The sequence below is a fragment of the Bacteroides fragilis NCTC 9343 genome, from assembly GCF_000025985.1.
Classification (GTDB): Bacteria; Bacteroidota; Bacteroidia; order Bacteroidales; family Bacteroidaceae; genus Bacteroides; species Bacteroides fragilis.
Genome location: NC_003228.3, coordinates 2025625 through 2050385, shown reverse-complemented (window position 1 = coordinate 2050385; position 24761 = coordinate 2025625). Strand labels below are relative to the sequence as shown.

General features: G+C 44.0%; 28 protein-coding genes. 9 read left to right on the top strand and 19 right to left on the bottom strand.

Translation table 11 applies throughout. The features are described 5' to 3' along the window. Nucleotides 1–28 precede the first annotated feature (28 nt). The 5 genes from mobA (at nucleotide 29) to BF9343_RS08140 (ending at nucleotide 4590) form a co-directional block, all read left to right on the top strand. Nucleotides 29–457 carry a conjugal transfer protein MobA gene (mobA, locus tag BF9343_RS08155; RefSeq protein ID WP_004327358.1) on the top strand — a complete coding sequence of 143 codons (429 nt, stop codon included), beginning with the start codon at nucleotides 29–31 and terminating at the stop codon, nucleotides 455–457. Continuing rightward, a complete protein-coding gene (gene mobB, locus BF9343_RS08150; protein ID WP_004327357.1) occupies nucleotides 454–1749 on the top strand; it encodes a conjugal transfer protein MobB in 1296 nt (431 codons plus the stop codon). The genes mobA and mobB overlap by 4 nt, the downstream gene beginning before the upstream one ends. Next, the gene (locus tag BF9343_RS24105) at nucleotides 1733–1864 is read left to right on the top strand and encodes a hypothetical protein (protein WP_256375873.1); all 132 of its coding nucleotides are present in this window, start codon (nucleotides 1733–1735) and stop codon (nucleotides 1862–1864) included. Before mobB ends, BF9343_RS24105 begins: the two co-directional genes overlap by 17 nt. A 208-nt stretch (nucleotides 1865–2072) precedes the next feature. Then, complete coding sequence (gene mobC, locus BF9343_RS08145; RefSeq protein WP_010992652.1) at nucleotides 2073–4079, top strand: conjugal transfer protein MobC; 2007 nt, start codon at nucleotides 2073–2075, stop codon at nucleotides 4077–4079. A gap of 115 nt (nucleotides 4080–4194) precedes the next feature. Next, entirely contained in the window at nucleotides 4195–4590 is a 396-nt protein-coding gene (locus BF9343_RS08140) for a hypothetical protein (protein WP_041926199.1), read from the top strand. An 11-nt stretch (nucleotides 4591–4601) separates the two neighbouring features. On the opposite strand, the gene BF9343_RS08135 is transcribed toward BF9343_RS08140, so the two are convergent. The 19 genes from BF9343_RS08135 to BF9343_RS08045 all read right to left on the bottom strand — a co-directional run bounded on the left by BF9343_RS08135 (nucleotide 4602) and on the right by BF9343_RS08045 (nucleotide 19012). Next, complete coding sequence (locus tag BF9343_RS08135; RefSeq protein ID WP_004327354.1) at nucleotides 4602–5129, bottom strand: hypothetical protein; 528 nt, start codon at nucleotides 5127–5129, stop codon at nucleotides 4602–4604. Nucleotides 5130–5244: 115 nt separating this feature from the next. Beyond that, nucleotides 5245–6144, bottom strand: a complete 900-nt coding sequence (locus tag BF9343_RS08130) for an SEL1-like repeat protein (protein WP_004327353.1) — start codon at nucleotides 6142–6144, stop codon at nucleotides 5245–5247. A 39-nt stretch (nucleotides 6145–6183) separates the two neighbouring features. Continuing rightward, nucleotides 6184–6678, bottom strand: a complete 495-nt coding sequence (locus tag BF9343_RS08125; protein WP_004327352.1) for an SMI1/KNR4 family protein — start codon at nucleotides 6676–6678, stop codon at nucleotides 6184–6186. A 32-nt stretch (nucleotides 6679–6710) separates the two neighbouring features. Continuing rightward, complete coding sequence (locus BF9343_RS08120; protein WP_032532248.1) at nucleotides 6711–7661, bottom strand: hypothetical protein; 951 nt, start codon at nucleotides 7659–7661, stop codon at nucleotides 6711–6713. A 56-nt stretch (nucleotides 7662–7717) separates the two neighbouring features. Continuing rightward, nucleotides 7718–8266, bottom strand: coding sequence for a hypothetical protein (locus BF9343_RS08115; protein ID WP_004327350.1), 549 nt, complete (start codon nucleotides 8264–8266; stop codon nucleotides 7718–7720). An 84-nt stretch (nucleotides 8267–8350) separates the two neighbouring features. After that, a complete protein-coding gene (locus BF9343_RS08110) occupies nucleotides 8351–8824 on the bottom strand; it encodes a DUF4304 domain-containing protein (RefSeq protein ID WP_004327349.1) in 474 nt (157 codons plus the stop codon). Between the two features lie 77 nt (nucleotides 8825–8901). Continuing rightward, the gene (locus BF9343_RS08105; RefSeq protein ID WP_004327348.1) at nucleotides 8902–9483 is read right to left on the bottom strand and encodes an SMI1/KNR4 family protein; all 582 of its coding nucleotides are present in this window, start codon (nucleotides 9481–9483) and stop codon (nucleotides 8902–8904) included. A gap of 80 nt (nucleotides 9484–9563) precedes the next feature. After that, nucleotides 9564–9941: a hypothetical protein gene (locus BF9343_RS08100; RefSeq protein ID WP_004327347.1), complete on the bottom strand. Its 378-nt coding sequence runs from the start codon at nucleotides 9939–9941 to the stop codon at nucleotides 9564–9566. An 84-nt stretch (nucleotides 9942–10025) separates the two neighbouring features. After that, nucleotides 10026–10970, bottom strand: a complete 945-nt coding sequence (locus BF9343_RS08095) for an SMI1/KNR4 family protein (protein ID WP_041926198.1) — start codon at nucleotides 10968–10970, stop codon at nucleotides 10026–10028. 49 nt (nucleotides 10971–11019) lie between these two features. After that, nucleotides 11020–11631: a hypothetical protein gene (locus tag BF9343_RS08090; protein WP_041926317.1), complete on the bottom strand. Its 612-nt coding sequence runs from the start codon at nucleotides 11629–11631 to the stop codon at nucleotides 11020–11022. A 77-nt stretch (nucleotides 11632–11708) separates the two neighbouring features. Continuing rightward, nucleotides 11709–12173, bottom strand: a complete 465-nt coding sequence (locus BF9343_RS08085; protein ID WP_010992647.1) for an Imm21 family immunity protein — start codon at nucleotides 12171–12173, stop codon at nucleotides 11709–11711. 74 nt (nucleotides 12174–12247) lie between these two features. Next, nucleotides 12248–12943 carry an Imm19 family immunity protein gene (locus tag BF9343_RS08080; protein ID WP_010992646.1) on the bottom strand — a complete coding sequence of 232 codons (696 nt, stop codon included), beginning with the start codon at nucleotides 12941–12943 and terminating at the stop codon, nucleotides 12248–12250. 75 nt (nucleotides 12944–13018) lie between these two features. Next, complete coding sequence (locus BF9343_RS08075) at nucleotides 13019–13924, bottom strand: immunity 22 family protein (RefSeq protein WP_009017660.1); 906 nt, start codon at nucleotides 13922–13924, stop codon at nucleotides 13019–13021. Between the two features lie 83 nt (nucleotides 13925–14007). Then, the gene (locus tag BF9343_RS08070; RefSeq protein WP_041926197.1) at nucleotides 14008–15003 is read right to left on the bottom strand and encodes an SMI1/KNR4 family protein; all 996 of its coding nucleotides are present in this window, start codon (nucleotides 15001–15003) and stop codon (nucleotides 14008–14010) included. Nucleotides 15004–15070: 67 nt separating this feature from the next. Next, nucleotides 15071–15412, bottom strand: coding sequence for a hypothetical protein (locus BF9343_RS08065; protein ID WP_004295473.1), 342 nt, complete (start codon nucleotides 15410–15412; stop codon nucleotides 15071–15073). 79 nt (nucleotides 15413–15491) lie between these two features. Then, the gene (locus tag BF9343_RS08060) at nucleotides 15492–16373 is read right to left on the bottom strand and encodes a hypothetical protein (RefSeq protein WP_007558986.1); all 882 of its coding nucleotides are present in this window, start codon (nucleotides 16371–16373) and stop codon (nucleotides 15492–15494) included. Between the two features lie 44 nt (nucleotides 16374–16417). Beyond that, nucleotides 16418–16849, bottom strand: coding sequence for an SMI1/KNR4 family protein (locus BF9343_RS21600; RefSeq protein ID WP_010992644.1), 432 nt, complete (start codon nucleotides 16847–16849; stop codon nucleotides 16418–16420). A gap of 76 nt (nucleotides 16850–16925) precedes the next feature. Continuing rightward, the gene (locus BF9343_RS08050) at nucleotides 16926–17819 is read right to left on the bottom strand and encodes an immunity 22 family protein (RefSeq protein ID WP_005681356.1); all 894 of its coding nucleotides are present in this window, start codon (nucleotides 17817–17819) and stop codon (nucleotides 16926–16928) included. A 62-nt stretch (nucleotides 17820–17881) separates the two neighbouring features. Then, nucleotides 17882–19012, bottom strand: coding sequence for a tyrosine-type recombinase/integrase (locus BF9343_RS08045; RefSeq protein ID WP_013545831.1), 1131 nt, complete (start codon nucleotides 19010–19012; stop codon nucleotides 17882–17884). A gap of 277 nt (nucleotides 19013–19289) precedes the next feature. Here BF9343_RS08045 and BF9343_RS08040 point away from each other — a divergent pair, with 277 nt between their 5' ends. The 4 genes from BF9343_RS08040 to BF9343_RS08025 all read left to right on the top strand — a co-directional run bounded on the left by BF9343_RS08040 (nucleotide 19290) and on the right by BF9343_RS08025 (nucleotide 24757). Next, a complete protein-coding gene (locus BF9343_RS08040) occupies nucleotides 19290–20810 on the top strand; it encodes a DUF4099 domain-containing protein (protein WP_010992642.1) in 1521 nt (506 codons plus the stop codon). 89 nt (nucleotides 20811–20899) lie between these two features. Beyond that, the gene (topB, locus tag BF9343_RS08035) at nucleotides 20900–23002 is read left to right on the top strand and encodes a type IA DNA topoisomerase (RefSeq protein WP_004327336.1); all 2103 of its coding nucleotides are present in this window, start codon (nucleotides 20900–20902) and stop codon (nucleotides 23000–23002) included. After that, nucleotides 22999–23475 carry a hypothetical protein gene (locus BF9343_RS08030; RefSeq protein ID WP_004327334.1) on the top strand — a complete coding sequence of 159 codons (477 nt, stop codon included), beginning with the start codon at nucleotides 22999–23001 and terminating at the stop codon, nucleotides 23473–23475. Before topB ends, BF9343_RS08030 begins: the two co-directional genes overlap by 4 nt. Before the next feature lie 232 nt (nucleotides 23476–23707). Further along, a complete protein-coding gene (locus tag BF9343_RS08025) occupies nucleotides 23708–24757 on the top strand; it encodes a type II toxin-antitoxin system RnlA family toxin (protein ID WP_004327332.1) in 1050 nt (349 codons plus the stop codon). Nucleotides 24758–24761: the final 4 nt, after the last annotated feature.

Genomic DNA, 24761 nt, shown 5'->3' with positions numbered 1-24761 from the left:
CATGTTTCACTTAAAATTTTACAGGATGATGGACAACCAGAAGAAGTATGCGGGCAACCACGGGCGAAAGCCCAAGCCCGACAAGATGCGCCACCGCTACGTGTTCCGTCTGGACGACGGGGACAACGCCCGTTTCCTCGCGCTTTTCGACGAGTCGGGCAAGGCGACCAAGGCGGAGTTTATCGTTTCCGCACTTTTTGGCAGGGAGATTAAGGTCATTAAACTGGATAAGGGGACGCAGGATTTCTACATGCGCCTGACCACTTTCCACTCGCAGTTCCGTGCCATAGGCACGAACTACAACCAATGCGTGCGTGCGCTCAAATCCAATTTCTCGGAGAAGAAAGCCCTCGCTTTCCTCTACAAGCTGGAGCGGCACACCCTCGAACTGGTGGAACTCAGCAAGCGGATTTCCGCACTGGTGGAGGAGTTCCAAAGCAAATACCCCGTCCGATGATAGCCAAGATTTCGCACGGCAGCAGCCTGTACGGGGTGCTTGCCTACAACCAGTTGAAGGTGGACGAACGGCACGCCGACGTGCTTTTCACCAGCCGGATTATCGAGCCGCAGGGCGATAACCCCTACACGATAGGGCATCTTTCCCGCTCGTTCGGCGACTACCTGACAGCCAACCGCAAGACCGAGAAGCCCGTCCTGCACATCTCCCTCAATCCCGACCCGAAGGATTGCTTGAGCGAGGAGCGGTTTGTCAGCTTGGCGGAGGAGTACATGCGGCGCATGGGCTTCGGCGACCAGCCCTATATCGTCTATCGCCACAACGACATCGGGCGGGAGCACCTGCACATCGTCTCCGTCCGGGTGGACGAAACCGGGCGGGCGATTTCCGACAGCTACGAGCACGGACGTTCGATGAAGGTTTGCCGGGAGCTGGAACGGCAGTTCGGTCTTGTTCTGGCTACGCCCAAGCAGTGGAAGGAGGGGCTGCCCTTGTCGCCCGTCGGTTACGGGGACGGCAACCTCAAGGGGCAGTTGGCGGGAGTCATCCGCCCGATAGCCCGGGAGTGGCGTTTCCGTACATTGGGCGAATACAGGGCGGTGCTTTCCCTTTACGGCATCACGGTGGACGAGGTGAAGGGGGAATACGGCGGACGGGAGTATCACGGCTTGACCTATTCGGCAACCGACAGGGAGGGCAACAAGATCGGCAAGCCTTTCAAGTCCTCCGTGTTCGGCAAGGAGACGGGCGTCGCAGCCCTCGAAAGGCGGATGCACAACGCTGCCGCATGGGAAAAGACCCACAAGGAGGTCGCCGCCGCCACCGCCGGAAAGGTTGCCGCCGCCATGCAGACCGCAGGGCATGACCGGGCGCAGTTCGAGCGGGAACTCATGCGGCAGGGTATCGGCGTGGTATTCCGTCAGAATGAAACCGGGCGCATCTATGGGGCGACCTTCATCGACCATGCCGCCAAAGCCGTCTTCAACGGCTCCCGTCTGGGCAAGGAGTTCTCCGCAGGTGTGTTCAACGACCTTTTCGCCGGGCAGGAAGGCATTCACCTGCCGCAACCCTCCGCCGAAGTGGAACATCCCACCCGGCAGCAGGAGCATACGGACATATCCCAATGGGACGGACAGGATACCGGCTACCGTCCCGACCACAAGGACGGCACCACCCAGAATGTGGCGGCCGCCTTCAATCTCTTTGCCCCCGTACCCGGCGGAGCGTCCGGCGACCAGCCCGTACCGCTCCGAAAAAGGAAGAAAAAACGCAAATATGGAAGGCAACAGTAACAATGCCCATCCGCATGGCATACCGACCTCATTTTCGCAGCGTAAAGCGAACGACCGGAGTGTAGCGTTAAAAAGAAAAAGCTGTTTGAGCGAAGCGAAAAGTCCGTTTAAGTGAGAGCAGAGCCAAACATGTTTGGGCTATGCCGAACGTAGGACTTTCGCCGTAGGCAATTCTTTTTCTTTAGCGAAACGCAGGAAGAGAGTAGCTGCGAAAATGCAGTCTTGACTTTTTCTTTTTGGTATCTTTTTCTTTTGTGTCAAGACAAAAGAAAAAGTACATATACATAATAAAACGAAGTTTTATCATTAATTTTCAACGAATTATGCAAAATGAAGACGATTTGCGTGGACTCGCCAAAGTCATGGAGTTCATGCGTGCGATAAGCATTTTATTTGTAGTCATCAATATCTATTGGTTCTGTTACCAGTCCGTCCGGGAGTGGGGCATCGACATCGGCGTGGTCGATAGGATATTGCTCGGCTTCCAGCGTACCGCCGGGCTGTTCTCCAATATCCTCTGGACGAAGCTCTTCGCCGTGCTGTTCCTCGCCCTTAGCTGCCTCGGCACAAAGGGCGTGAAGGAACAGAAAATCACGTGGCGCAGGATCATCCTTTGCGGCGTGTCCGGCTTGCTGCTCTTTTTCGGCAACGGGTGGTTGCTCACCCTTCCTCTGCCGTTTCCGGCGGACACCGTGCTGTATATCGCCACCCTTACCGCCGGGTATATCTGCCTGCTCATGGCGGGGCTGTGGATGTCCCGCCTGCTGAAGACCGACCTGCTCGAAGACGTGTTCAACGTCGAGAACGAATCCTTCATGCAGGAGACCGAGCTGAAGGAGAACGAGTATTCCGTCAACCTCCGCACCCGCTTCTGGTTCAGGGGCAGGGCGTATGACGGATGGATCAACCTTGTCAATCCCTTCCGTGCGACGATGGTCTTGGGCACGCCCGGTTCGGGCAAGTCCTATGCGATAATCAACCAGTACATAAAACAGACCATCGAGAAGGGCTATTCGCTTTTCCTGTATGATTTCAAGTACCCCGACCTCTCCGAGATAGCCTACAACCACTTGCTCGCCCATTTGGACGGCTACAAGGTCAAGCCCAAGTTCTACGTGATAAACTTCGACAACCCGAGGGAGAGCCACCGCTGCAACCCCATCCACCCGGACTTCATGACCGACATATCCGATGCCTACGAGAGTGCCTACACGATTATGTTAAATTTGAACCGCACGTGGATTTCCAAGCAGGGCGACTTCTTCGTGGAATCGCCTATCATTCTGTTAGCCAGTATTATATGGTATCTCAAAATCTACAAGAACGGCAAGTATTGCACCTTTCCCCATGCCATCGAGTTCCTGAACCGCAAGTACGCCGACATTTTCCCTATCCTCACCTCGTATCCGGAGCTGGAGAACTACCTTTCTCCCTTTATGGACGCATGGGAATCCTCGGCGGTGGAGCAGTTGCAGGGGCAGATTGCCAGTGCCAAGATACCGCTTTCCCGCATGATTTCCCCGGCTCTCTATTGGGTGATGACGGCGGACGATTTCACCCTCGACATCAACAATCCCGAAGAGCCGAAAGTGCTGGTAGTCGGTAACAATCCCGACAGGCAGGGCATTTACGGGGCGGCGTTGGGACTGTACAACTCCCGCATCGTGAAGCTCATCAACAAGAAGAAACGGCTCAAATCCGCCGTGATTATCGACGAGCTGCCCACCATCTACATGCGTGGGCTGGATAACCTGATTGCCACCGCCCGAAGCAACAAGGTAGCCGTCATGCTCGGCTTTCAGGATTTTAGCCAGTTGAAGCGTGATTACGGAGACAAAGAGTCCGCTGTAATCTGTAATACCGTCGGCAATGTATTTGCAGGTCAGGTAGTTGCCGAAACCGCCAAGACACTGTCCGAGCGTTTCGGCAAGGTCTTGCAGAAACGGCAGAACATGACCATCAACCGGAACGAGACCTCCGTCTCCATCAACACCCAGATGGACAGCCTTATCCCGGCGAGCAAGATTTCCAACCTCACGCAGGGTATGTTCGTCGGTGCGGTAGCCGACAATTTCGACGAGCGCATCGAGCAGAAGATTTTCCATGCCGAGATTGTAGTGGATAACGAGCAGGTCAGGCGGGAGACCGCCCGCTACGTGAAGATACCGCAGATCATCGACTTCACCGACAAGGATGGCAACGACACCATGCAGCAGCAGATCGACGCCAACTACTACCGCATCAAGAGCGAGGTCAGGCAGATTGTCGCTGACGAAATCGGGCGCATCAAGGCTGATCCGGAGCTGTCGCATCTGATTAAGGACAAGTGAGGATAAAAATACCCCGTCGGCAAGAACAAGCCGGCGAGGTTCTTTTTATCGGGTATGGTGTTTTTCGGCATGAAGTAATGGTTAAGTGGGCAAAATACATTATTTTTGTAATGATATGGATAAGGACAATCGCAAATACCGGTTCTGCTTCATCGACTATATGTGGTATGTAGCCGAGATATGGCACGAAAGGGAGCATACCAACCTTAACGGGCGTATGCTGTTGCTCTTTTGCTGGCTCTTTGCCATACTCGTACCGCTTGGAACACCGTTGATGTTTCGCTATTTCAGTTGGATTGTTGCTTTTGCCATAGTGATGATTCTTTGCTTTCTTCCCGACTTGTTCTGTCAGCTCCGCTACACAGCCGGGCGGCGTGAAGCACTTCGTGAATATTACGGAAAGATGAAACATCCCGGCAGGAAGCTCGCCAAAATAGTCCTTATCGCTATCGCCCTGACCGTGGTGAATGTCGCACTGATGTTTCACCTCGGATTTATATGTTGGGTATAATCAATATCTCACTAATCCTCATTGTTTTCTATCTCAATTATTGGCAATAAGGGATTATATATATCATAAACAAATTTCTTTTTCCCTAAATCTGCCTTATTATAAAACACCTTATAGTTACCTTTTATAGTTAGGCTACCATATCCTATATCTTTTCGCAACTTTGAGTTTATGGCATTAGATATTTTGTTTATAATGCTATCAGGTGTTTTTGACATAATTCTTAATTCCAACATTTCTAATTCTGATACATTCTCTCTACCACCTCTACCTTCTATCACAAACTTGCAGAGTGCATCATCATAGAAATTGAAGCTATTTTCATCCTCCAACGAAAGTGTTGTTATATAGAAATGTAAGTTTTTATCTCGGTCACTTCGCACAAAACGAGCTATATCATCGGCAACTATACGTCTATTTATAATGGCATCATTTCTTTTTACTTCCAGAAAAACAGATGCATTATATTGTGTTAGTATTTCATCCGTCAAAATGATGAAATCCGGCAATGGTGTGAGTATTCTTGTGTATGTTGGCATATTAGGTATTCAATCTTTCGTAATTTGTTTTCTATCTTTTTTTTCAATTACATTATTCATAAGATTATGGATGTATTGCGATTTGTGATGTTACTGTTTGATAGCATTCCGCTTTTCAGTCGTTTTTTTGTTCGCTATCAGTTCTTTGTTTCATATTTCTTTCAAGCCATTTCTGTGCATGCTTGTTGTTCAGATCCGCAGCTTTCTTGATTAATTCGAGCCCCTTATTGGGGTTTTGCATAATTGTTTTTCCTTCCCAATAGAGAATACCTAAATCAAAAAGTCCATGCGTATTGATTTCTGTATTTTCAACTCTTGGAGAATGGTATTCTATACTACCATCGACTCCAATCATCCAATAGTCACTTGTTTTTGTAAAACCATGACCAAAAGCCCTCTTTATTATCACGTGTGAATTATCTTGCCATTGTAGCTCACTGATACCTTTGCAATAGATTTGATAACCCTTTGGAGCAAACTGAACCCGTTTTATAAGTTTCCCTCTTTTATCAGTAAAGTCAATGTATATACCATCTTTCTCATAATCATCTTCAAAATATATTTGAGCTTTCAGTTGCTTGTTAGGCGAACTCTTTGCCTTTCGCCAATATTCCCGGAAGAGTCCACCCATACTTATGATTTTATCGTAGGTATGTTCGAAAACTTCCGTATTCCATTGCATTTCATATACTAATGACATTATAGCCTGCTGACATAAATCAATAATATAAAATGACTTGTCTTTGGGAGTTAATTGGTTGAACTTGTCGATATTTACAACATTTGATACAACCTTCATATCACATGACGTTGGGTATTTCGTCTTTTGTAAATTATCAATCAAACAAACGGTTATAGAAACAACATTATCTGTTTGTGTGGCAGGAAAATAATATTCATACATTCTTGACAAGTATGCACAGTATATTCCAACCTCATTTATACAATCACGGGATTTATTCACATCCTCCGATGACTTTGCCTTAATTTCACAAACAAATCTAAAATATTTCATTTTGTTTATTTTACAATGTCCCTCTGTTTACTATAAACCCTATTTGAAATTTGTCAGTATATCGTCCTTTTCATTGGAAGACAACATTTCCAATAAATGATTGAAGCTATCGCAAACAAATTCTGCCGAATCTTCAAATTCAGGTTCAACTCCATAATAGATTTTACCGTAATTTTCCGGAGATAAATCTATGCACAAATATTGGTATCCATCTTTTACTGACATAAGAATAGGAATATGGCTATCCCAAAACAGGCGTATCATATCACAGGATTCCTTATCATCTGCCAACGCCTCAAGTCCCATCAGCTCAAATTCATTCCAACGGAATCCGCTATCGCTTTCTCCGTTAAAGTCCTCTATGGAATTAAACCATACATTATCACTTTCATTCGTGATTGTCTGAAACCGTTGTAAAAACTCCTGATAGTCCGCAGGAAGTTCGGAATACCGATTTTGTAAATCAGAGCTTAATTCTTTTCTTTCCAATCGTTCTGTAACGACGAATCCTATATTTTTCAGTGCTTCAATCATATTTTATTTTACGAATTTATAATGTTCTGTGGCTAACCAATCTTGTTTAGGGAGTTGAACCATTTGTTAATAGCATCCAATCTGTTATTCTGTTTAATGGTATCTTCATTTCTACATAATTTGATTTGCCGAATAACGGAGTTCTGCATAATTGAATCGGATTTGAAAAGCAGTTCTAAAACGGCTTCATAACATTTGGAATATCTGGACAATTCATCCAATATATTTGCGTCTTTTAGAATATACAGGTTGAAATTGTACACAAATGACTTGTAACTGAAAATCTCCGACTGTAATGCTGCTGTATCAAGACAAGTATAAAACAATTCCTTATCGTGCTGATATAGCCACATATAATCAGATGGGTTCAGGTTGTAGTGCAATAAAGTTTCCGAACGGACAAATGGAAGCCCCGTATTTGAGCCTACCAGATAACGGTATGTCTCATTGACTATTGACTCAACTATTTCAATGGATTCTGATTGTTTGTCCGATTCCCGTATTTCTGTAAATGTATCGGCAATAAGAACTTCCACATCCTGCGATTTGTAATATATACCGTTTTTTTGCCAGCGGAATCTACGGATATATTCTTCAGAAGTCGGACAACAGAATAGTAAAGTGTTTAACAATCGGTTCAGATATATTCGCTTATCTGGAATATGACAACGGTGTAACCCTATTATGGAGCCATAAGCGTATAGCTTTCCAAACTCGTTTTCCTCCGAATTTGAATTTTTAGGCATGTAATACAACCGCACGATATTGTCAATGAAATAATACATATCAAGATATTTCAATGTATCAGCCGATTCTCCATATTTGTTAAGTAAATGCCGCTCCAGTTTCTTGCCATACCATAAGTAGCCATCGGGATTTATTTGAAACAACTGATGAAACTTAGGTCTTGATAATGAAAAGTTCTTGTTTCTACTTTTCATTCGTTCCAGTAAGGCGACAATAATTCTATTCGTTATATCCATAGCTGTAATGGGATGCAGCTTTCCACTGTTAGGTAGCATAGGTGCATGTTATCCAATTACGCAATTTGTTCTATTCGGCATTTCTGACATAAGGGATAAGAAGCAATGAATGGTTCTATTTTTTGTTTCATTTCAACAAATGAAGTCCCATAAAAATACAAAGCTGTCCATTCATTCCCTTCCCAATAACTATAAAAGCTACCTATGTTCTCCATAGCTGATGTCATCTGCTCAATGACGTGATTGATGTCACAACTCTCATAAACTTCATCCGGCAATTCCGTTCCATTGCCATAATAAGCCAATCCCTCTAAAGTTCCTACTTCTATCTTAAATTCAGGTACCATACATAATAATGCTGAACCTTTGGGAATACCTATTTTATTAACAAGTTCCACCAAACGATTTATACTATCTTGTTTATCATCATTTAAGTGAATTTCTATATCACAAGATTCAATTTCTCCGGTTTGTGGATTTTGTAGTGTTCCTCCACCCATTACTTCTCCCAGATTTATTTTTTCAAGAATTTCTTGAAGAGCATCTTCCAAATCATGTCTGTGCATGGGTTGCAAACGTGAGTTCAAATTCAATGTTAGTTCCATATTTACTATTATTTTATTTGTTGGATAATGGTTTGCAGCGTTCCGCTTATTCAGTCGGTTTGCTGTTTGTTAGCAGTTTATTTTCTAAATAGCCTTTAACTTGTTATTCATTTCTTTCCTATACAGAATTGAACTAAAGGGATAAATATTATTAAGTTCCGGTTTTTCTCCATATAGTTCAATTATCCCATCTATTGATTCTAATTTTTGCAAAATGGGTATTGAAATATTTATGATATTTTCAATTAATCGTGAACGCAACTGTTCATCAATAGTCGATTCTAAATCTAATATCATTTGTGTGGAATACCCTTCAATTTCCATTATTGGGAAGCGCATTCTAATATCACATTGATATTCTTTAGGAAATAATAAATCATCGCCTTTACGTAATAAAGCCGCCAAGTTTATATAAAACATCTTTCCATACAAAGAGTGTTGGAGATTGAATACAACTATACATTCGGCAGTAGTCTTATACCACGAATTTCCTTTTCTACGAAAGCTATTCGCTTTCATTACTGGATGAACTATTGATTTGAATTGCTCTTTATCCATAATATTTAATTCTAAACTGCTAATGGTTTGACAGCGTTCCGCTTTAAGTGGTAGTGCTGTTTGTTAGTCGCTTAATTCTATATCGGTAGTGTTTTTTCGCTTGGCACAAGCATTCTACCTCTATCATCATAAAGAGTAAATATTCTTTTGGATTCAGATAAAAGCATATCCTCAAATGAATCCCAAGCTAAAAGAGATGAAGCATCTCTACGTTTACAGAAATGAACTTTTCCATCTTCAGAGTCTATATAGAGCTTCGAACCATCATATCTATATCCGCCTATGAAAAAATAAGTGTCTTTTGCATTTTTAGGTTTTTCGTAAATGTTCGGCTCAAGTAAGCCAAAAGGCGCCGGAGTTGCATTTAAATCTCGGTTGTAAGATTTTCTCATTCCATATAAACTGAAATGGTGGAAAAGATGTAATCCATTTGTATCTGTCATTAGAAACGAGCGGAATTGAGACGGAATTTCTCTTTTCAAATCTCGTTCTAACTCAACAATATCATCTTCATTTAGCGTAGCAAAGACGCAAAAATTATATGCTTCAGGAGCAATGAAAGGTGCATGACCGTATTCTTTTGTCCCGTTTTCATATTCTTTACATCCATACTTTTCAAAAGTCTGAATGTATTCCATTATTTCTGTAAATGCACTCATATTTTTTCTTTTTATTTTTCAAGCGACTAATGTCTGGCAGCGTTCCGCTTATTCAGTCGGTTTGCTGTTTGTTAGCAGTCTCATTCACAATCTTCATAACGACTATATTTCTTAATCCATCCGTTTGACGAATATAGTTCGCCTGACAAGCCATCAGAAATATTGGCTATCGAATCTATCTCTTCGTCTGGATTTGAAATTTGCCAGCCATCAAGTTCTTGCTCAAAGAGGAAAAGTGTATTATGCAAAGTTGCATCAACCATCCGTGTCGCAATCCTCTGAATTAGTTTTATGGTATCGGTAGTAAGAGATAGACTTTTTAGTTCCTCATTCAATTTTTTTATTGATGAAGCTTTTGCACCTCCATTAAGGATATTATCAAGAGTGTGTAAACTATTATCTCTCACACTCTCTATATACATTTTTCCAAATTGATTTAATACTTCTTCGTTTTCCATTTCTTCCTTTTTTTTATTGACTGCTAATGTCCGGTGGATAATCGACCTTTTCGGGGCGATTCATCCGCTTGTTATCTGCCCGCTTTATTCCTCTTCTTCGATAAAATGATTTATAAAATAATTGAATGACTGGGCGATATAACGGGTATTTGTTTCAAAGTTGTATTCTTTTGAAGCGTTTTCGTCCCACTCGTCAGTCAAGTAATAGTAAATCTTTTTATTCTTCAAGTTCAACGTATAATAGTTTCCACCCGAATCCATAGCAAAAGGCAACAGGTTGCATGGCATTAAATTCTTACTCCATATATCTTTGGCTATGACTTCAATTGTTTCAAAAGCATTGGTGCGTTCCTTTATCGGAAAGAACGCATTTATCTCAACCCAATCCAAATCCTCGTCCTGCGGTTGAAAACAATATGGTGATGGCATACCGCCGTTGAACTTTAGATAAAAATTCTTCATGGCTGCCGGAATCTTTATATTCAACTCCATCTCAAAATCCTTTATATCTTCTTTTGTTAACGGAACAGAGCAATCTGAAAGTTCAGGCATAACACATTCTTCTGCATCAGGCAGTATATCTTCCAATGCAGATTTAACAACGAGATTATCAAAGAAATCATCTGTTGAATCTGCAATCAACCGTGGTTCACCGAAAACAAAAGCACCTTCAATTTCTGTAAAACCGACAACTGGATACCCATAAATAGCCCCGTTTGTTATATTGACTGCGATTCTTTCTCCCATCCATGATATAGCAAAAATAAGGATATTTATATAATTAGAATCACTGCTCCGCTGTGCCAAGTTTTTTTCTTCTACGGTATTGAGAGCCATAAAACGCATAATTTCCACCTCATAATATCTGTTTATACAGATTGTTTGCTGCTTTGGCTTTCCTCCGTTCCATTTCAAGTAGAACTCTTTCAGTCTTTTCGGCAAGACATAACCCAAATTACTCTCAATTTCTTCAAAATCTTTGAGAGTAAGACTCTTTTCGCAATTTTCTAATTCTATTTTCATATTCATTCTTTTTATGGGCAGATAATGTTCGGCGGATAATCTCTCTTACGGAGATTTATCCATTTGTTACCGATGTGCCATTTATTTCTATTTCTTTAAATTTTAAAAACTCATTTGCCTTATACAAATGAAGTAATTGCATTTTCATATTTTCATTGACAATGTTTTTATAAAAACCGTATTTATTCCACCCTTTTAAAAAGAACCCATCTACAGATGAAGGTATTTTAGACATATCTAACACAAGTGTACTCATGCATTCAAATTCTTCTCGTTTGGAATGAATATTGTCAACACAATCAATTACTTCATTAAAAATAATTGCCATATAATCAAGTGGGAAATCTCCATGTACTGAAACCCTTTTTAAAGAAATTCCTTTTATGGAGGACAATTCGTTTATATTCAATATATCTTCTCTGACAAGAAACAAATGGCTGACTTCAGCAAATTCTGGCATTCTTATTTGCCCAAATCCAGATATACTTTTAGCGATTAGCCCCTTACCTTTGATAAGAGCTTTTATTTGATACCTTTCCGATGAAGATGAATCTATAATTCTTTGAAAATTAATTTCTTTATCTTCATATATAAACTCCCACGAATATGTAATACATTTCTTCCATATTCGATTTTCTCCATTCAAGTATATTTTATACCATTTCATATTGTCATTGTTAATCGGTAATGTTTGGTGGCTAACCGACCTTTTTCTGGGGAGGTTTAGCCGCATGTTAATCGTCTTTATTGGATTGAATGTATTATTAAAGATACTTCGTCTTTTTGGTAATGATAAGTTTTTATTATACAAGATGTTTTTTGTAGTGATAAAAACACTTTAACCGATGCTTCACAATAGGGAGACAAAGAATCAAATAGGACTAATTCAGTAGAATCCCATTTTACTTCAACTTCTTCTATCGGTTCTGCTCCAGTTACTATATCATTCTCCAGAAGTTTTTCCACCGTTAGATAATCGGGAGCATACTTCCAACGAATTATTAAGATTGCTTCATCTTTATTTACTATGCGTGTAGCCATCGGTTCATCTCCCATTACCAATAGGACATGATTGTCTATATAGATTTTCCCCAAGTAATCTGTTACGCTACATATAGCATTGTAGTCTTCTTGACCGTTCCATTGATGGGCATATTGTTGCTCAACAATGACAAATGGGCTTCCTTCTGTTGCAATCCAATTATTCATATTTTTTCTCAGCGATTAATGTTCGGTGAATAATCGACCATTCGGGGAGATTTATTCACGTGTTAGTTGCAAATTTATAACTTTGACAAAAGAATATTTAGCTCCTTTATTTCCTGCTTTTCATCATCATATATCAAAGCATTTCTATACGAATGATTACTTGTACATATCGTTCCTATCTTGGAATTTTCCTGTATGTCAGAGTTGGATACTAATAATCCGTTCAAGATACATTTACCTATATATTCGGAATGTTCCTTGAATAAGGGAATTTGTTGCAATCGTTGGACAATCTCAAAAAGTGCTGTATCTTTTTCCTTTTCTTTGATTGCAGACAAAGGTAAGAGTAAATGAAACAGTACATCTCCATATTTCTCTTTTGTAATCCTCATTAATTCCGAATATGTGAGATACTTCAAGTGAAAGTTGCCACTAACTTCCCCGATTAAAGTGTCATTCAAAAAATAATATGTACAGCAAGGATGAAATTCTATTGTCAATACAATATCGCTGCCGATAGGAAGTGTTAGAGTTCTTGGGATTTCTATTTCACCTTGATTTTCGGATGTTTTCAAATCAATTTGAGATAGCCAACACCAATATTTCTTGTACTTCTTTTCATCCAACAATGTTGGTACAAGTTCTTCATCCCATACTTCATCAAAATTCGCATCCCTTTCTTCATCAAAGGCTCGAATATGATGATGTAACATTACGTTCCAAAAAAGCGCATTTGAAAACGAATATTCTTTTTCTGATATTACATTCATTTTTATTTCGTTTTTGACCGCAACTAATGTTTGGCAGCGTTCCGCTTTTTAGTCGGTTTGCTGTTTGTTAGTCGCTTATTCCCATTCAAATGTTGATAAGTAACGAAGACCATTATAGTCCGCAATCTCTTCAACATATTTTTTAGGTATGCCAAGATGACCTTTCATGTTTTCTTTAAGAATAAAAACTTTTTGGTTTTTCTTTTTATCTCTAAAACCATTCGGGATATAGCAGAAAGTACAATTATTTGAGGCATTATTAAGGCCATTTCTATTTAATGATTTTTCAACCCAACAATCAAGTACATTATTGTCTATTATAACTGATTGAATTAATTGAACAGAATTCATTGTACATGTTTTGTCAATTTTAATTCTTAAAAACTCTGGATAATAGAATTTTATACCTAAGTCTTTACAGAACTGACAACGATGTTCGGGATTGGGACGCTTTTTGCTCTGACCGGATTCATACGCTTCCAACTCCTTGAGGTATTGCTCTTGATTAAAATACTCCATAAATTCGGTTTCATTTTTATCGGTATGCCCAATCCATGTCATATATTTCAAACCGGCAGTCGAGGCTGTTGTACCAGTCGGATTAAGTTCAAAAATAAAAGAGCCCAAGAAGGATACCGATACGGTATTCGTCGCTTTCTGCAATGATATACCCTCATGGCTATTATACATGATTGCCGCATTTGCGACAGTTATTTTTTTCGCTCTTAGTATTTCCTTGATTTTATCTGTGTCTGCCGGAATAACATTCAACAGATTCTCAAGTCCTTCAGAAGAATATTTCATAATAAGAGAATCTTCGTCATAGTCCATTACACCAAGCTCTTTACAGAACTGGCAACGAAGTTCCTTATTGTCTTCATCGTATTCTTTCCACCATTGACGGAAAGCCGATTGATCCATATATTTCTCAAAGTCAGCTTCGGAATCGAATTGACCGACCCATATCATTATCTTGCTCATTTTCTTTTTTTATTTTTCAAGCGACTAATGTTCGGTGGATAATCCTCATTAAAGGAGATTGATCCGCTTGTTATCTGCCCGCTTTATTCCTCTTCTTCGATGAAATGATTTATAAAGTAATTGAATGACTGGGCGATGTAACGAGTATTTGTTTCAAAGTTGTATTCTCTTGAAGCGTTTTCGTCCCACTCGTCAGTCAAGTAATAGTAAATCTTTTTATTCTTCAAGTTCAACGCATAATAGTTTCCACCCGAATCCATAGCAAAAGGCAACAGGTTGCATGGCATTAAATTCCTACTCCATATACCTTTGGCTATGACTTCAATTGTTTCAAAAGCATTGGTGCGTTCCTTTATCGGAAAGAACGCATTTATCTCCACCCGATCCAAATCCTCGTCCTGCGGTTGATAACAATATGGTGATGGCATACCACCGTTGAACTTGAGGTAAAAGTTCTTCATGCCTGCCGGAATTTTTACATTCAACTCAACCTCAAAATTCTTTATATCTTCTTTTGTTAGCGAAGCCGAACAGTCCGAAAGTTCAGGCATTACACCTGCTGTTTCCGTTTGTCCCTCTTCGATTTCTTCTATTGCTGGAATTGCTTTGTGCCCGTCCAAAACAACGAGATTGTCAAAGAAATCATCTATTGAATTTGCAACAAGTCGTGGCTCTTCAAAATTGAAGATTACATCTTGCATCCCCACAATAGGGTAAAGATAGATCTTTCCATTAACCAAGTCTATGGTAATCCGACCTTCATCGGTAGATTCCATAGCAAAAATAAGAATGCTATCAGATATAGCTCCTGCTTTTCTTAACTCTAATGTTTCGCCTTCTGCCGTATATCTGGGGTCATTCTTAAAATCCTTGTTATATTTGAATGGGAAGAAATCTTCAATTTCCACCTCTTGATATTTATTTATGCTTGCGGTCTGTTTCGTAGAACCTCCATTATATTGTAAATAGAACTCTTTCAGTCTTTCCGGCAAGGCATAACCCAATTTGCTCTCTATTTCTTCAAAATCTTTGAGAGTAAGACTTTTTTGGCAATTTTCTAATTCTATTTTCATATTCATTCTTTTTATGGGCAGATAATGTCCGGCAGATAAACCGCCTTCAATGTTTCATCTGTTTGTTAGCAACCTATTTTCTATCAATCTTTTGTAAAAGTTGATTGTAATACTTCTCTAACATTTTGATGTTATTTTTTCTGTCAATTTTTCCACTTTCATTATCTGTGTATGCAAACCACTTAAATAGCAATTCAACAAAAATATGTTTACCAATTTCTGTTAAAGAACTTTCCTTGATAATTGAAGGCATGATTAGGTTTCCTTCATTATCACATGGATTATCACACAAAAGCCCCTTTCCGTATGCGTAGTTTAATAAGTTCTGACAACAGACTTTCGCGTAGTCTTTATCTCTCTGACGGATTTGAGCTTCTATAAGTCCGTCAACATCAAAAATTATTTGGTCACTCATATTCTTTTTAGTTTGTAAAGTTGCTAATGGTTTGCAGCGTTCCGCTTATTCGGTCGGTTTGCTGTTTGTTACTAACGCTTTATTTTTTATTCCAATACTCTTGCATCCAACTTTCATATTCCAAAGGATATATTTCATTGGCAGAATTTAGTTTATCATTGATATTCAATTTTCGTTTGGATTTAGCGGATTCTGTTTTCAGCAGGGAAAGTCCTTCTATTAACTTTCTCGCATCATCTTTCAAACGAAACCACCTTTGCCAATCGTTTTTTGTCATTTCCGCTTCTCGTTGCTTCTGATATTCTTTACGTTTAGCCGTCTGTTCTAATTGAAGCAAGAGATTTTCATCTGCAACAAATATTGGGACTTCTTGGAAAATAAGCAGATCAGAATAATATTTAGATAAAACGTCTTTAGCCTTTTCACTGACATAAATTTCAGAGCAAAAGTCGCAAAAAATCCTATCAATGAAAATATCCAATCCTGAAAGGCTTTGTTCTACTAACTTGGCAGAACCACGTTCTTGCTCGCAATAAAGCAGTCCGTCCTTTTGAGGTATCAACGCAAATAAATTCCCTATTTGCTCCGCTACCGTTTCGTTATGTTTGCGCCGTGTAATATATTCTTCCGCATCCATACTTCCAGACGGATATATCAAAGGCTCCGGTGATTGTAAATCCCAGTTCTCCCAATCCAATTTTACAATCTTTTCCTTGTTTACCGGTTGAAGGACAAAGCCTGTAAGATTTGATTCTATAATATACTGTAAAACATCCTCCTTGACAATTAACACAGGACTTTCTCTGTTATATTGAGAGCGGTAGATAGAAGGGCAAAACGCTCCGGTTCTAAAAATCATGTGGGAGTTTGTATCTTTATCATAACAGTAAATACCTTGCCACAGCATTTCTCCATAACTTCCCCAAGGCATTATTCTATTTTTTACAGTATAATATTTCATCTTTCTTTATTTTATGCGTTAGTAATGGGTTGTAGCTAACCGCTTTATGTGGTTAGGTTATTGTTAGCAACATTCTGTAATTTATTGAAGTTAAGATAAATAGCCTTACCTAAAAAGTCATCAAAAGAAGGTGCTATATACTTAATAGAAGTTATATCTAAATCTCCCAAATCTACTCTATATATACTATTGTCAGACAAGTGAAGAATATACCCAATATCACCATCCATACCAAATGCCCAATACTCTTTTTGAAGATATTTTTGTATTCCATAGTCATGATTGTAAGCAATAACATCTTCTATAGCCCATATATAGATGTAGTTATCTCCTAATTTGCCCTCACCACCATTACTCCATAACAAAAAACTTTTGTACTGTTTTGGCAAGGTGGTATTTAGAAGCTTTTCTACGTCATCAATAGACGCAGAACTTGCACCATCCTTTTTATACCATTTACTTTCTATTACTTCCATATTGATTTTATTCCTAGTTGCTAATGTCCAGTGGATAATCGACCTTTAAGGGAAATTTATCCGTTTGTTAGTCGCTTTATTCTGCAATATAAGTTTCCAAATATTGAATACCGTTGTAACTGTCTAATTCATCCACAAATTTTTTAGGTGTTTCATATGAATCATAATTTTTCTTCTTAATAAAGATTTTCTGATTCCTTTTGTTGTCCTTGAAACCATTGGGTATATAGCACACAATACAATTTGATGGCTTTATGTGGTATTCATCAATATCGGATTCAATATACCAGTCAAGGACAAGTTTGTTATCAATCATCATTCTAACAAGATTAAAAGGATTTTCGGGTTCATCCTTAATTTCCACAGTTAGAAATTCTGGATAGTAATACTTTATATTAACGTCTTTACAGAACTGACAGCGATGTTCCGGATTGGGACGTTTCTTTGTACGACCTTCTTCGTAATCTCGTATTTCTTTCATGTACTCATCTTGATTGAAATACTCCATAAATTCTTCCCGACTTTTAGCGGTTGTGCCAATCCAAATCATATATTCTAATCCAGCATTAGACCCTTGCATTCCTTCAGGCGACAGTTCAAACTCAAACGTACCAAGATAAGTCATGGTTGTGGTATTCTCTGCCTTTTTAGGAGATATACCCTCACGACAATTATAGCAGATAACAGCATTTGCCATTGTAATATTTTTATCAGCCATCGACAGACTTATCTTTTGGGTATCAGCAGGAATAAGGTTGAGTAATCCTGCCAAGCCGTCAGATGTGAATTTCATAATAAGAAAATCCTCATCATAGCTCATTACACCAAGCTCCTTACAGAACTGGCAACGAAGTTCCTTATTGTCTTCATCGTAATCTTTCCACCATTGACGGAAAGCCGATTGATCCATATATTTCTCAAAGTCAGCTTCGGAATCGAATTGACCGACCCATATCATTATCTTACTCATTTTCTTTTTTTATTTTTCAAGCGACTAACATGTAATTATCAGCGGTTTTCGCTGTTATTTTCTTATTTAACTATCTCATTATCACTTTCAAGAATATCATCCAATGGAGTGCGGATGCTGCTCTTGAAAGTGTCGGCTATATGCACGTACATTTCCGTCGTTTTCAGTTGGTTGTGCCCCAACAGCTCTTTCACGATTTTCAAGTCCGTGCCTTGCTCGATCAGATGCGTGGCGAACGAGTGCCGCAACAGGTGGGGGTACACCCGCTTGGTGATTCCGGCTTCCTTCGCCGCCTCTTTCAGCTTCTTCGACACGATGCTCTCCGTAAACGGCTCACCCTTGTACCGCTCGAAGAGCCATTCCTGCGGCTTGTACAGCTTGGTGTACTCGGTCAGCTTCCTGACAAGGGGCTTCGACAGCAGCGTGTAGCGGTCTTTCCTCCCTTTGCCCTGCCGTACCCGTATCAGCGAACGGCTCACGTTGATGTCGTGAGGTTTCAAGTCCAGCAGCTCGCTGATTCTCAACCCGGCGGAGTAAAGCAACGAGAACATGCAGAACAGCCGGATGTCCGGACCGGTTGCGTCAAGGATGGATTTTATCTCCTCCTTGCTCAGCACGTCGGGCAGCGTCCGTTCCCGTTTGGCTCGCTTTACCTCGTAACATTTCCGTTCCTGTCCCAGCACCTTCTCGAAATAAAACTTGATCGAGTTGATGCGCAAGTTCTGTTGGCACGACGAGATCCCCCGTGTGTCAATCAGGTGTACGATGTAGGCGTTGATTTCTTCCGGTCGGATGTAGCGGAGGTTTCTTCCCGCAAAGTATTGCTGGAACTCCCTGAAATAGGCAGTGTACGCACGGACGGTATGCTCGCTGTACCGCAGTTGCCGCAGCGTTTCGGCATAGCCGGGCGGGATGGCGGGGCTGGTTTTCCCGTTTTTCTTGGGCAAGGTGTTTTTCAGGGCGGAGTAATTGATATACGCCGTTTCCACATGGCGGTCGAAAAAGCCGGACAGGTCGAAGCCTTCTTCCGGCAGGTAGGCTCTGTCGCCCTCGAACCGCACACCCTTCTCTTTCGACAGCGACAGCCGGATGGCATCGTCCTCGTCGAACTCCACTTCCACGTATTTCTGCCCGTCACGGATGGCAGGTGAAAGCGTTATTCTCGGTTTGCTCTGATAGACTTTCATACGCATCGCATGGGTGGCAATGACAGACCGTGTCCCTCATTACCCATATTTTACAAATATAGAGAAAACAACGAATTATCGCCGTTTCCCGGAGGAGAAAAATGCGTGCGGGGCATGATTTTTTGGTATTTTTCACAGGAAAGGGCTGCGACAAACCTGCGAACCGGACGACAAGTGCGGACAGCCCGCCCCGGAGTTGCACGTTCCCCGTGTTTCTCCCTCTATATTTACGCCCGGTTTCGTTTGAGAACCAATAGTATTCACCATTTAAAAACATTAGATTATGGACGAACGACCGGACAGCAGCCAGCAGTTGATGGACATCCTGCTCGTCATGGACGAGAAAGGCACGCTCCAAGCCGTCAGCGGAGTAAAGGACGGCGAGTTACAGACCAAGAATCCCTTGGAGGACAACAACGACCTCCTGCGGGTGGATCGCCACGGCGATATGTTTTCGAATTTCTTTTCCAACCTCTGGAACCAGTTGAAAGACCCGACCCGCTTCCACTTCTTCCGTGTGCCGGAAGAGGAGGTGCAGCGGGTAGCCGCCGATTTCCGGCAACGGGAGAGCCAGTCCGTCAAGACGGGCGAGCCGCTCGTTGCGCAGTACGAGGTGCAGCCGCCCGTGCAGGCGCAGCAGCAGACCCAAGCCGGGCAGCAGCAACAGCCGGAGGGTGCGCCGCAGCAGTCCGCCGGGCAGACCGAACAGAACCCGCAGTACAAGTACCGCCCGGAGGACATCGACTGGAACAGCCTCGCCGCCCTCGGCGTGCAGCGGGAGCAGATCGAGGGCAACGGGATGCTCGACCAGATGCTACGGGGCTTCCAGACTGACAAGACCGTCCGGGTGCATTTCCACTTCGACGGCATCTCGCACAGCAACGACAGCCAGCTCTCGCTCAAGCCCGGCACGGACGGCAGGCTGACCGTGTGCAGCCACGGCATCCTCGACCCGGAGAAGATGCAGAAGCAGTTCTTCGGCTACGACATCACCGACTCCGACAAGCAGGTGCTCCGGCAGACGGGCAACATGGGACACCCGGCGACTGTCACCAACCGGGCGGGCGAGCAGGTCGAAGCCCTTGTCAGCCGCAACCTCAAGACCAACGAGCTGGTCGCCTTCCCGCTCTCCAAGGTCAATATCCCGGCGGAGAAGAACGGGCATACCTTCACCCCGGACGAGATAGCCCGGCTCAAACAGGGCGAGGCGGTGGTCTGCCAGTTCCTTTCCAGAGCCAAGGAGGGGGAGCAGCCCAAACTCTACCCGGCTCCCGTGCAGTTCAGCGCAGCCAAGATGCAGATCGAATTTCTTTTCGGCGACCGGGGCAGGCTGGCGATGGATGCGTACAAGGCGAACCTGAAACAGACCGCCAATCAGGAGGTGCCGAAGACCTTCCGCAAGCAGGAGCTTACCGAGAAGTCCCGCCTCGAACTCGAAGCCGGGGGAACGGTCAAGGTTTCCGGCTTGGTGGACAAGAAAGGAAAAGCCTACCAAGGCTACATCACATGGAAGCCCGGCGAGAAGCCCGCCTTCATGTTCCCTAAGGACTACAAGGCGGCGCTCGAAGAGGGGCGTGTCAAGCCCGCCGTGGAGAACGAGGTGCAGGTGGCGGTCAATTCCGAGGGCAAGACCGTCGAGGCGACCCGTAACCTGAAAGAAGCCCTGCAATCCGCACAGCAGCGACCCACCGGGGAGCAGAAACAGCAGCAGGAGCGCAGGCAGGAGCAGAAAGAGGACCGGAAACAGGAACAGAAGCAGGAGCAGCCCGACAAGCCCAAGCGCAGCCGGGGTGTCCGCCGATGATTTCCCCCGCCATTCTGTAAATGAATTACCCGGTTATCCCGTCGCTCGGACGGGATAACTTTTGTCAAACCGTTAAAAATCAAAGAAATATGATTACAGCAGTCATCGCTGAAAAGCCTTCCGTAGCGAAGGATATAGCAAACGTGTTGAATGTCCGGGAGCGGCACGATGGCTACCTCTCAGGTAACGGCTACCTCGTTACCTGGGCGTTCGGCCATCTCGTCCAGCTCGCCATGCCCGAAGCATACGGCTACACGGGCTTCCGGCGTGAGAACCTGCCCATTCTGCCGCAGGAGTTCAAGTACATCCCCCGCCAGATACGGGAGGGCAAGGAGTACAAGCCCGACCTCGGCGTGCTCAAACAGTTGAAGGTCATCAAGGAGGTTTTCGACCGTTCCGACCGTATCGTCGTGGCGACCGATGCCGGGCGTGAGGGCGAAGCCATTCATCGGTACATCTACAATTACCTTGGCTGCCGCAAGCCCTGCCTGCGCCTCTGGATCTCCTCGCTGACCGACCGTGCCATCCGGGAGGGGCTGGACAACCTCAGACCCGGTAGCGACTACGACAACCTCTACCGTGCCGCCGAAGCCCGTGCCATCGCCGACTGGGAGATTGGGCTGAATGCCACCCAAGCTCTCAGCATCGCCGCCGGGCAGGGCATCTACTCCCTTGGACGGGTGCAGACGCCCACCTTGATGATGATCTGCTCCCGTTATCTGGAGAACAGGGATTTCACCCCGCAGACCTATTTCCGGCTGAAGATCACGGCGGAAAAGGACGGCACGCCTTTCGCCGCCATCTCTGAATTGCGTTACGAAACCCTTCCGGCGGCAAACGCCGCCCTCGCCGCTGTAACCGCAACGGGGACGGTGCAGGTTGCCGACGTGCAGCGCAGGGAGGTGAGCCAAGAGCCTCCCTTGCTCTACGACCTGACCGCCTTGCAGAAAGAGGCGAACGGCAGGTACGGCTTCTCGGCGGACAAGACCCTCTCCGTCGCCCAGTCGCTTTACGAGAAGAAGGTGTTGAGCTACCCCCGTACCGGCTCCCGCTACCTCTCGGAGGATGTGTTCGACGAGATACCCGACCGCATCGCCCTGCTGGAGCGGTACCCGGCTTTCTCCACCCATGCCGCCGCCCTGAAAGGGGCTTCGCTCAACCGCCGCAGCGTGGATGCGGGGAAAGTTACCGACCACCATGCGCTCATCATCACCGAGTGTCTGCCCGGCGAGCTGTCCGCCGACGAGCGCACGGTGTACGACATGGTAGCCGCCCGCCTGCTCGAAGCCTTCTCCGCCCGTTGCCTCAAGGACGTTACCACCGTCTCTTTCACGGCGGGGAACAGCGTGTTCACCGCCAAGGGGACGGTCGTCAGGTCCGCCGGATGGCGTGCCGTGCGGAACGAGCGGGACGAGGACGACGAGGGAACAGCCGCTTTGCCGCCCTTGCAGCCCGGCGAGGCTTTCCTCCTGCAATCGGCGGAGTGCGTGGAGAAACAGACCAAGCCCCGTCCCCTGCACACCGAGAGCAGCCTCCTTTCGGCGATGGAGCATTGCGGCAGGGAGTTGCGGGACGACGAGCTTCGGGACAGCCTGAAAGGGAACGGTATCGGCACGCCCGCCACCCGTGCCTCCATCATCGAGACCCTCTTTGCCCGTGACTACGTGCGCCGGGAGAAGAAGAGCCTCGTGCCGACCGACAAGGGGCTTGCCGTGTACCAGATAGTGAAGGACAAGCGCATCGCCGATGTCGAGATGACCGGGCAGTGGGAGACCGCCCTTGCCAAGATCGAGAGCGGGGAGATGAATCCCGACACCTTCCGCAAGGGCATCGAGGTCTATGCCGCCCAGATTACCGAAGAACTCCTGCAAGTGCAGGTATCGGTGGCGGACGGCGGACATATCCCGTGCCCCAAATGCCGTTCCGGTCGCATCCTCCTTTACCCGAAGGTCGCCAAGTGCAGCAACGTCGATTGTGGGCTTACCGTCTTCCGTGGCAAGGGGGAGAAGCAGCTCACCGACAGCCAGATTGCCGACCTTGTAACCAAAGGCAAAACATCCCTTATCAAAGGATTCAGGAGCAGGGAGGGTAAGCCCTTCGATGCGTACCTCACCTTCGACAAGGACTTCCGCATCGTGTACGGGTTCCCGCCCCGCACGGACAAGCCCAAAGGAAAGGAGCGCAGGCGATGAACGGCATCGGTTGGATCACCGTGGCGGAAGCCGCCCGGCTCTGCGGCACGGACGAGCTGCGCATCACCCTCTGGATGAACGGCAACCACATCGCCTACGCCCGTTTCGACGGCATCCTGATGATCGACGGCGCATCCCTTGCCGCCCTGTTCAGCCGCAACCGGGTCGCCACCATCTACGAGGATGTGGCGCAACAGCGGGGCAAGCCCGGCAGACCGGGCAGGCTCCGCCGCCTGCTCGACACCCCACTCGACACCTTCGGCTTGTCGCAGCGCATCGTCCGGGCGTGCCGGGAGCTGGGCGTCTTCACCGTGGAGCACCTGCTCGTCCACCTCCGCCGCTTCCGCTTCTCCCGCCTGTACTGTGTCCGCAACTTCGGCAGCGGATCGGCAGCCGAGACCCTCCGGCGGCTCCGGCAGGACGGCTTGACAGACAGCGGCAGCCCACGGGATTTCAAGGTCTTGTACCCGTAATCCCGGCAATATTCACTATCTTTGCCAGCCGATTATATAAGAAGGCGGATTTGTCTTTCCCATAACCGACTGGCAAATACTCGAAAGGATTTCGAACCTATTCTGTTCATAATATGAAGCGTTCCATTTCCCTTTAAACAGCCTTTTTACAGCTCAAAAAGGGTTAAATGCTTGAATTTGTGGACATATATTCGAAAAATATTGTATTTTTGTACCCGAAAATAGGACGACAATGGCTAAAAAGCACTCATTATCTGTTGAAAACATAGATCAGGTTGCTATTGATTTTATAGCGACAAAACCTTCATATTCAATCAAAATAACAGATTGCCAAGAAGGTAAATTAAAAAAAATAGCAATAACTCATAATAAGGAAACTGGTATCTTAAACTGTTTTATTAATGGCGGGCAAGTTTCTTATAGTACGCAAGGAAAAGCACATTTAAAAGGAATATGTGAAGAATGTTGGAACGTTATCCTTCAAAATACTTCAATTCCTTGCCCTGATAAGAAAAGCTTTACGGCAAAAGGAATAAGTGAAGAAGATTTTGATGCTTTTATAGATGTATTATCGGAAAGTGATGAAATCGAAATAACTACGGTCAATACAGATAACAATCCTGCTATCAGGAACCAATATCATTTAAAGGGGAAATATGATGCCAAGGTATCTATTATTTTTTATAATAATGGGACTTTATTTTTACAGGGAGCTGTAACAGCTTTTTATATTGAGCTTATTACAGAAATAATGGAGACAATATCTTCTGTTCCAACCGAAGTAATGGAAGACTTCTTGGCTATTCAACCTTTAGTAGGATGTGTGATAGAAAAAGATTTGAATAAGCATTTCACGAAAACTGAAAACATTGAAGGAAGTATTCTTGAAGATTTTCTGAAAACATCTATTGCTCTTGCTAACTCCGGTGTTGTGGTTGATGATTACGGGTGTTATACATTCGGTATAATGAAGGCTTTGGATGGCTTGATTAGCAAAAGACTCTTGGAAGACGCACCGGATTTTAAAGATTATGGTACATATTTTGAGAGAGGTAAAGATGGAAACTACCATTTTTTGGAGAATGTGGGAACTTACAATGGTAATCCCTCGTTAAAAAGAGCATTGGAAAAGGCGTATGACTTTTATAACAAGAATCGGCATACAACTTTCCATATTGATCGCAGGAACTTAGAAACAAGCAGAACCTTATATTATGATGAAGCGGTGAACATAATAAAGGATGGACTTGTTATTATAAATGACTTATGTACTAATTGGTAAAGAA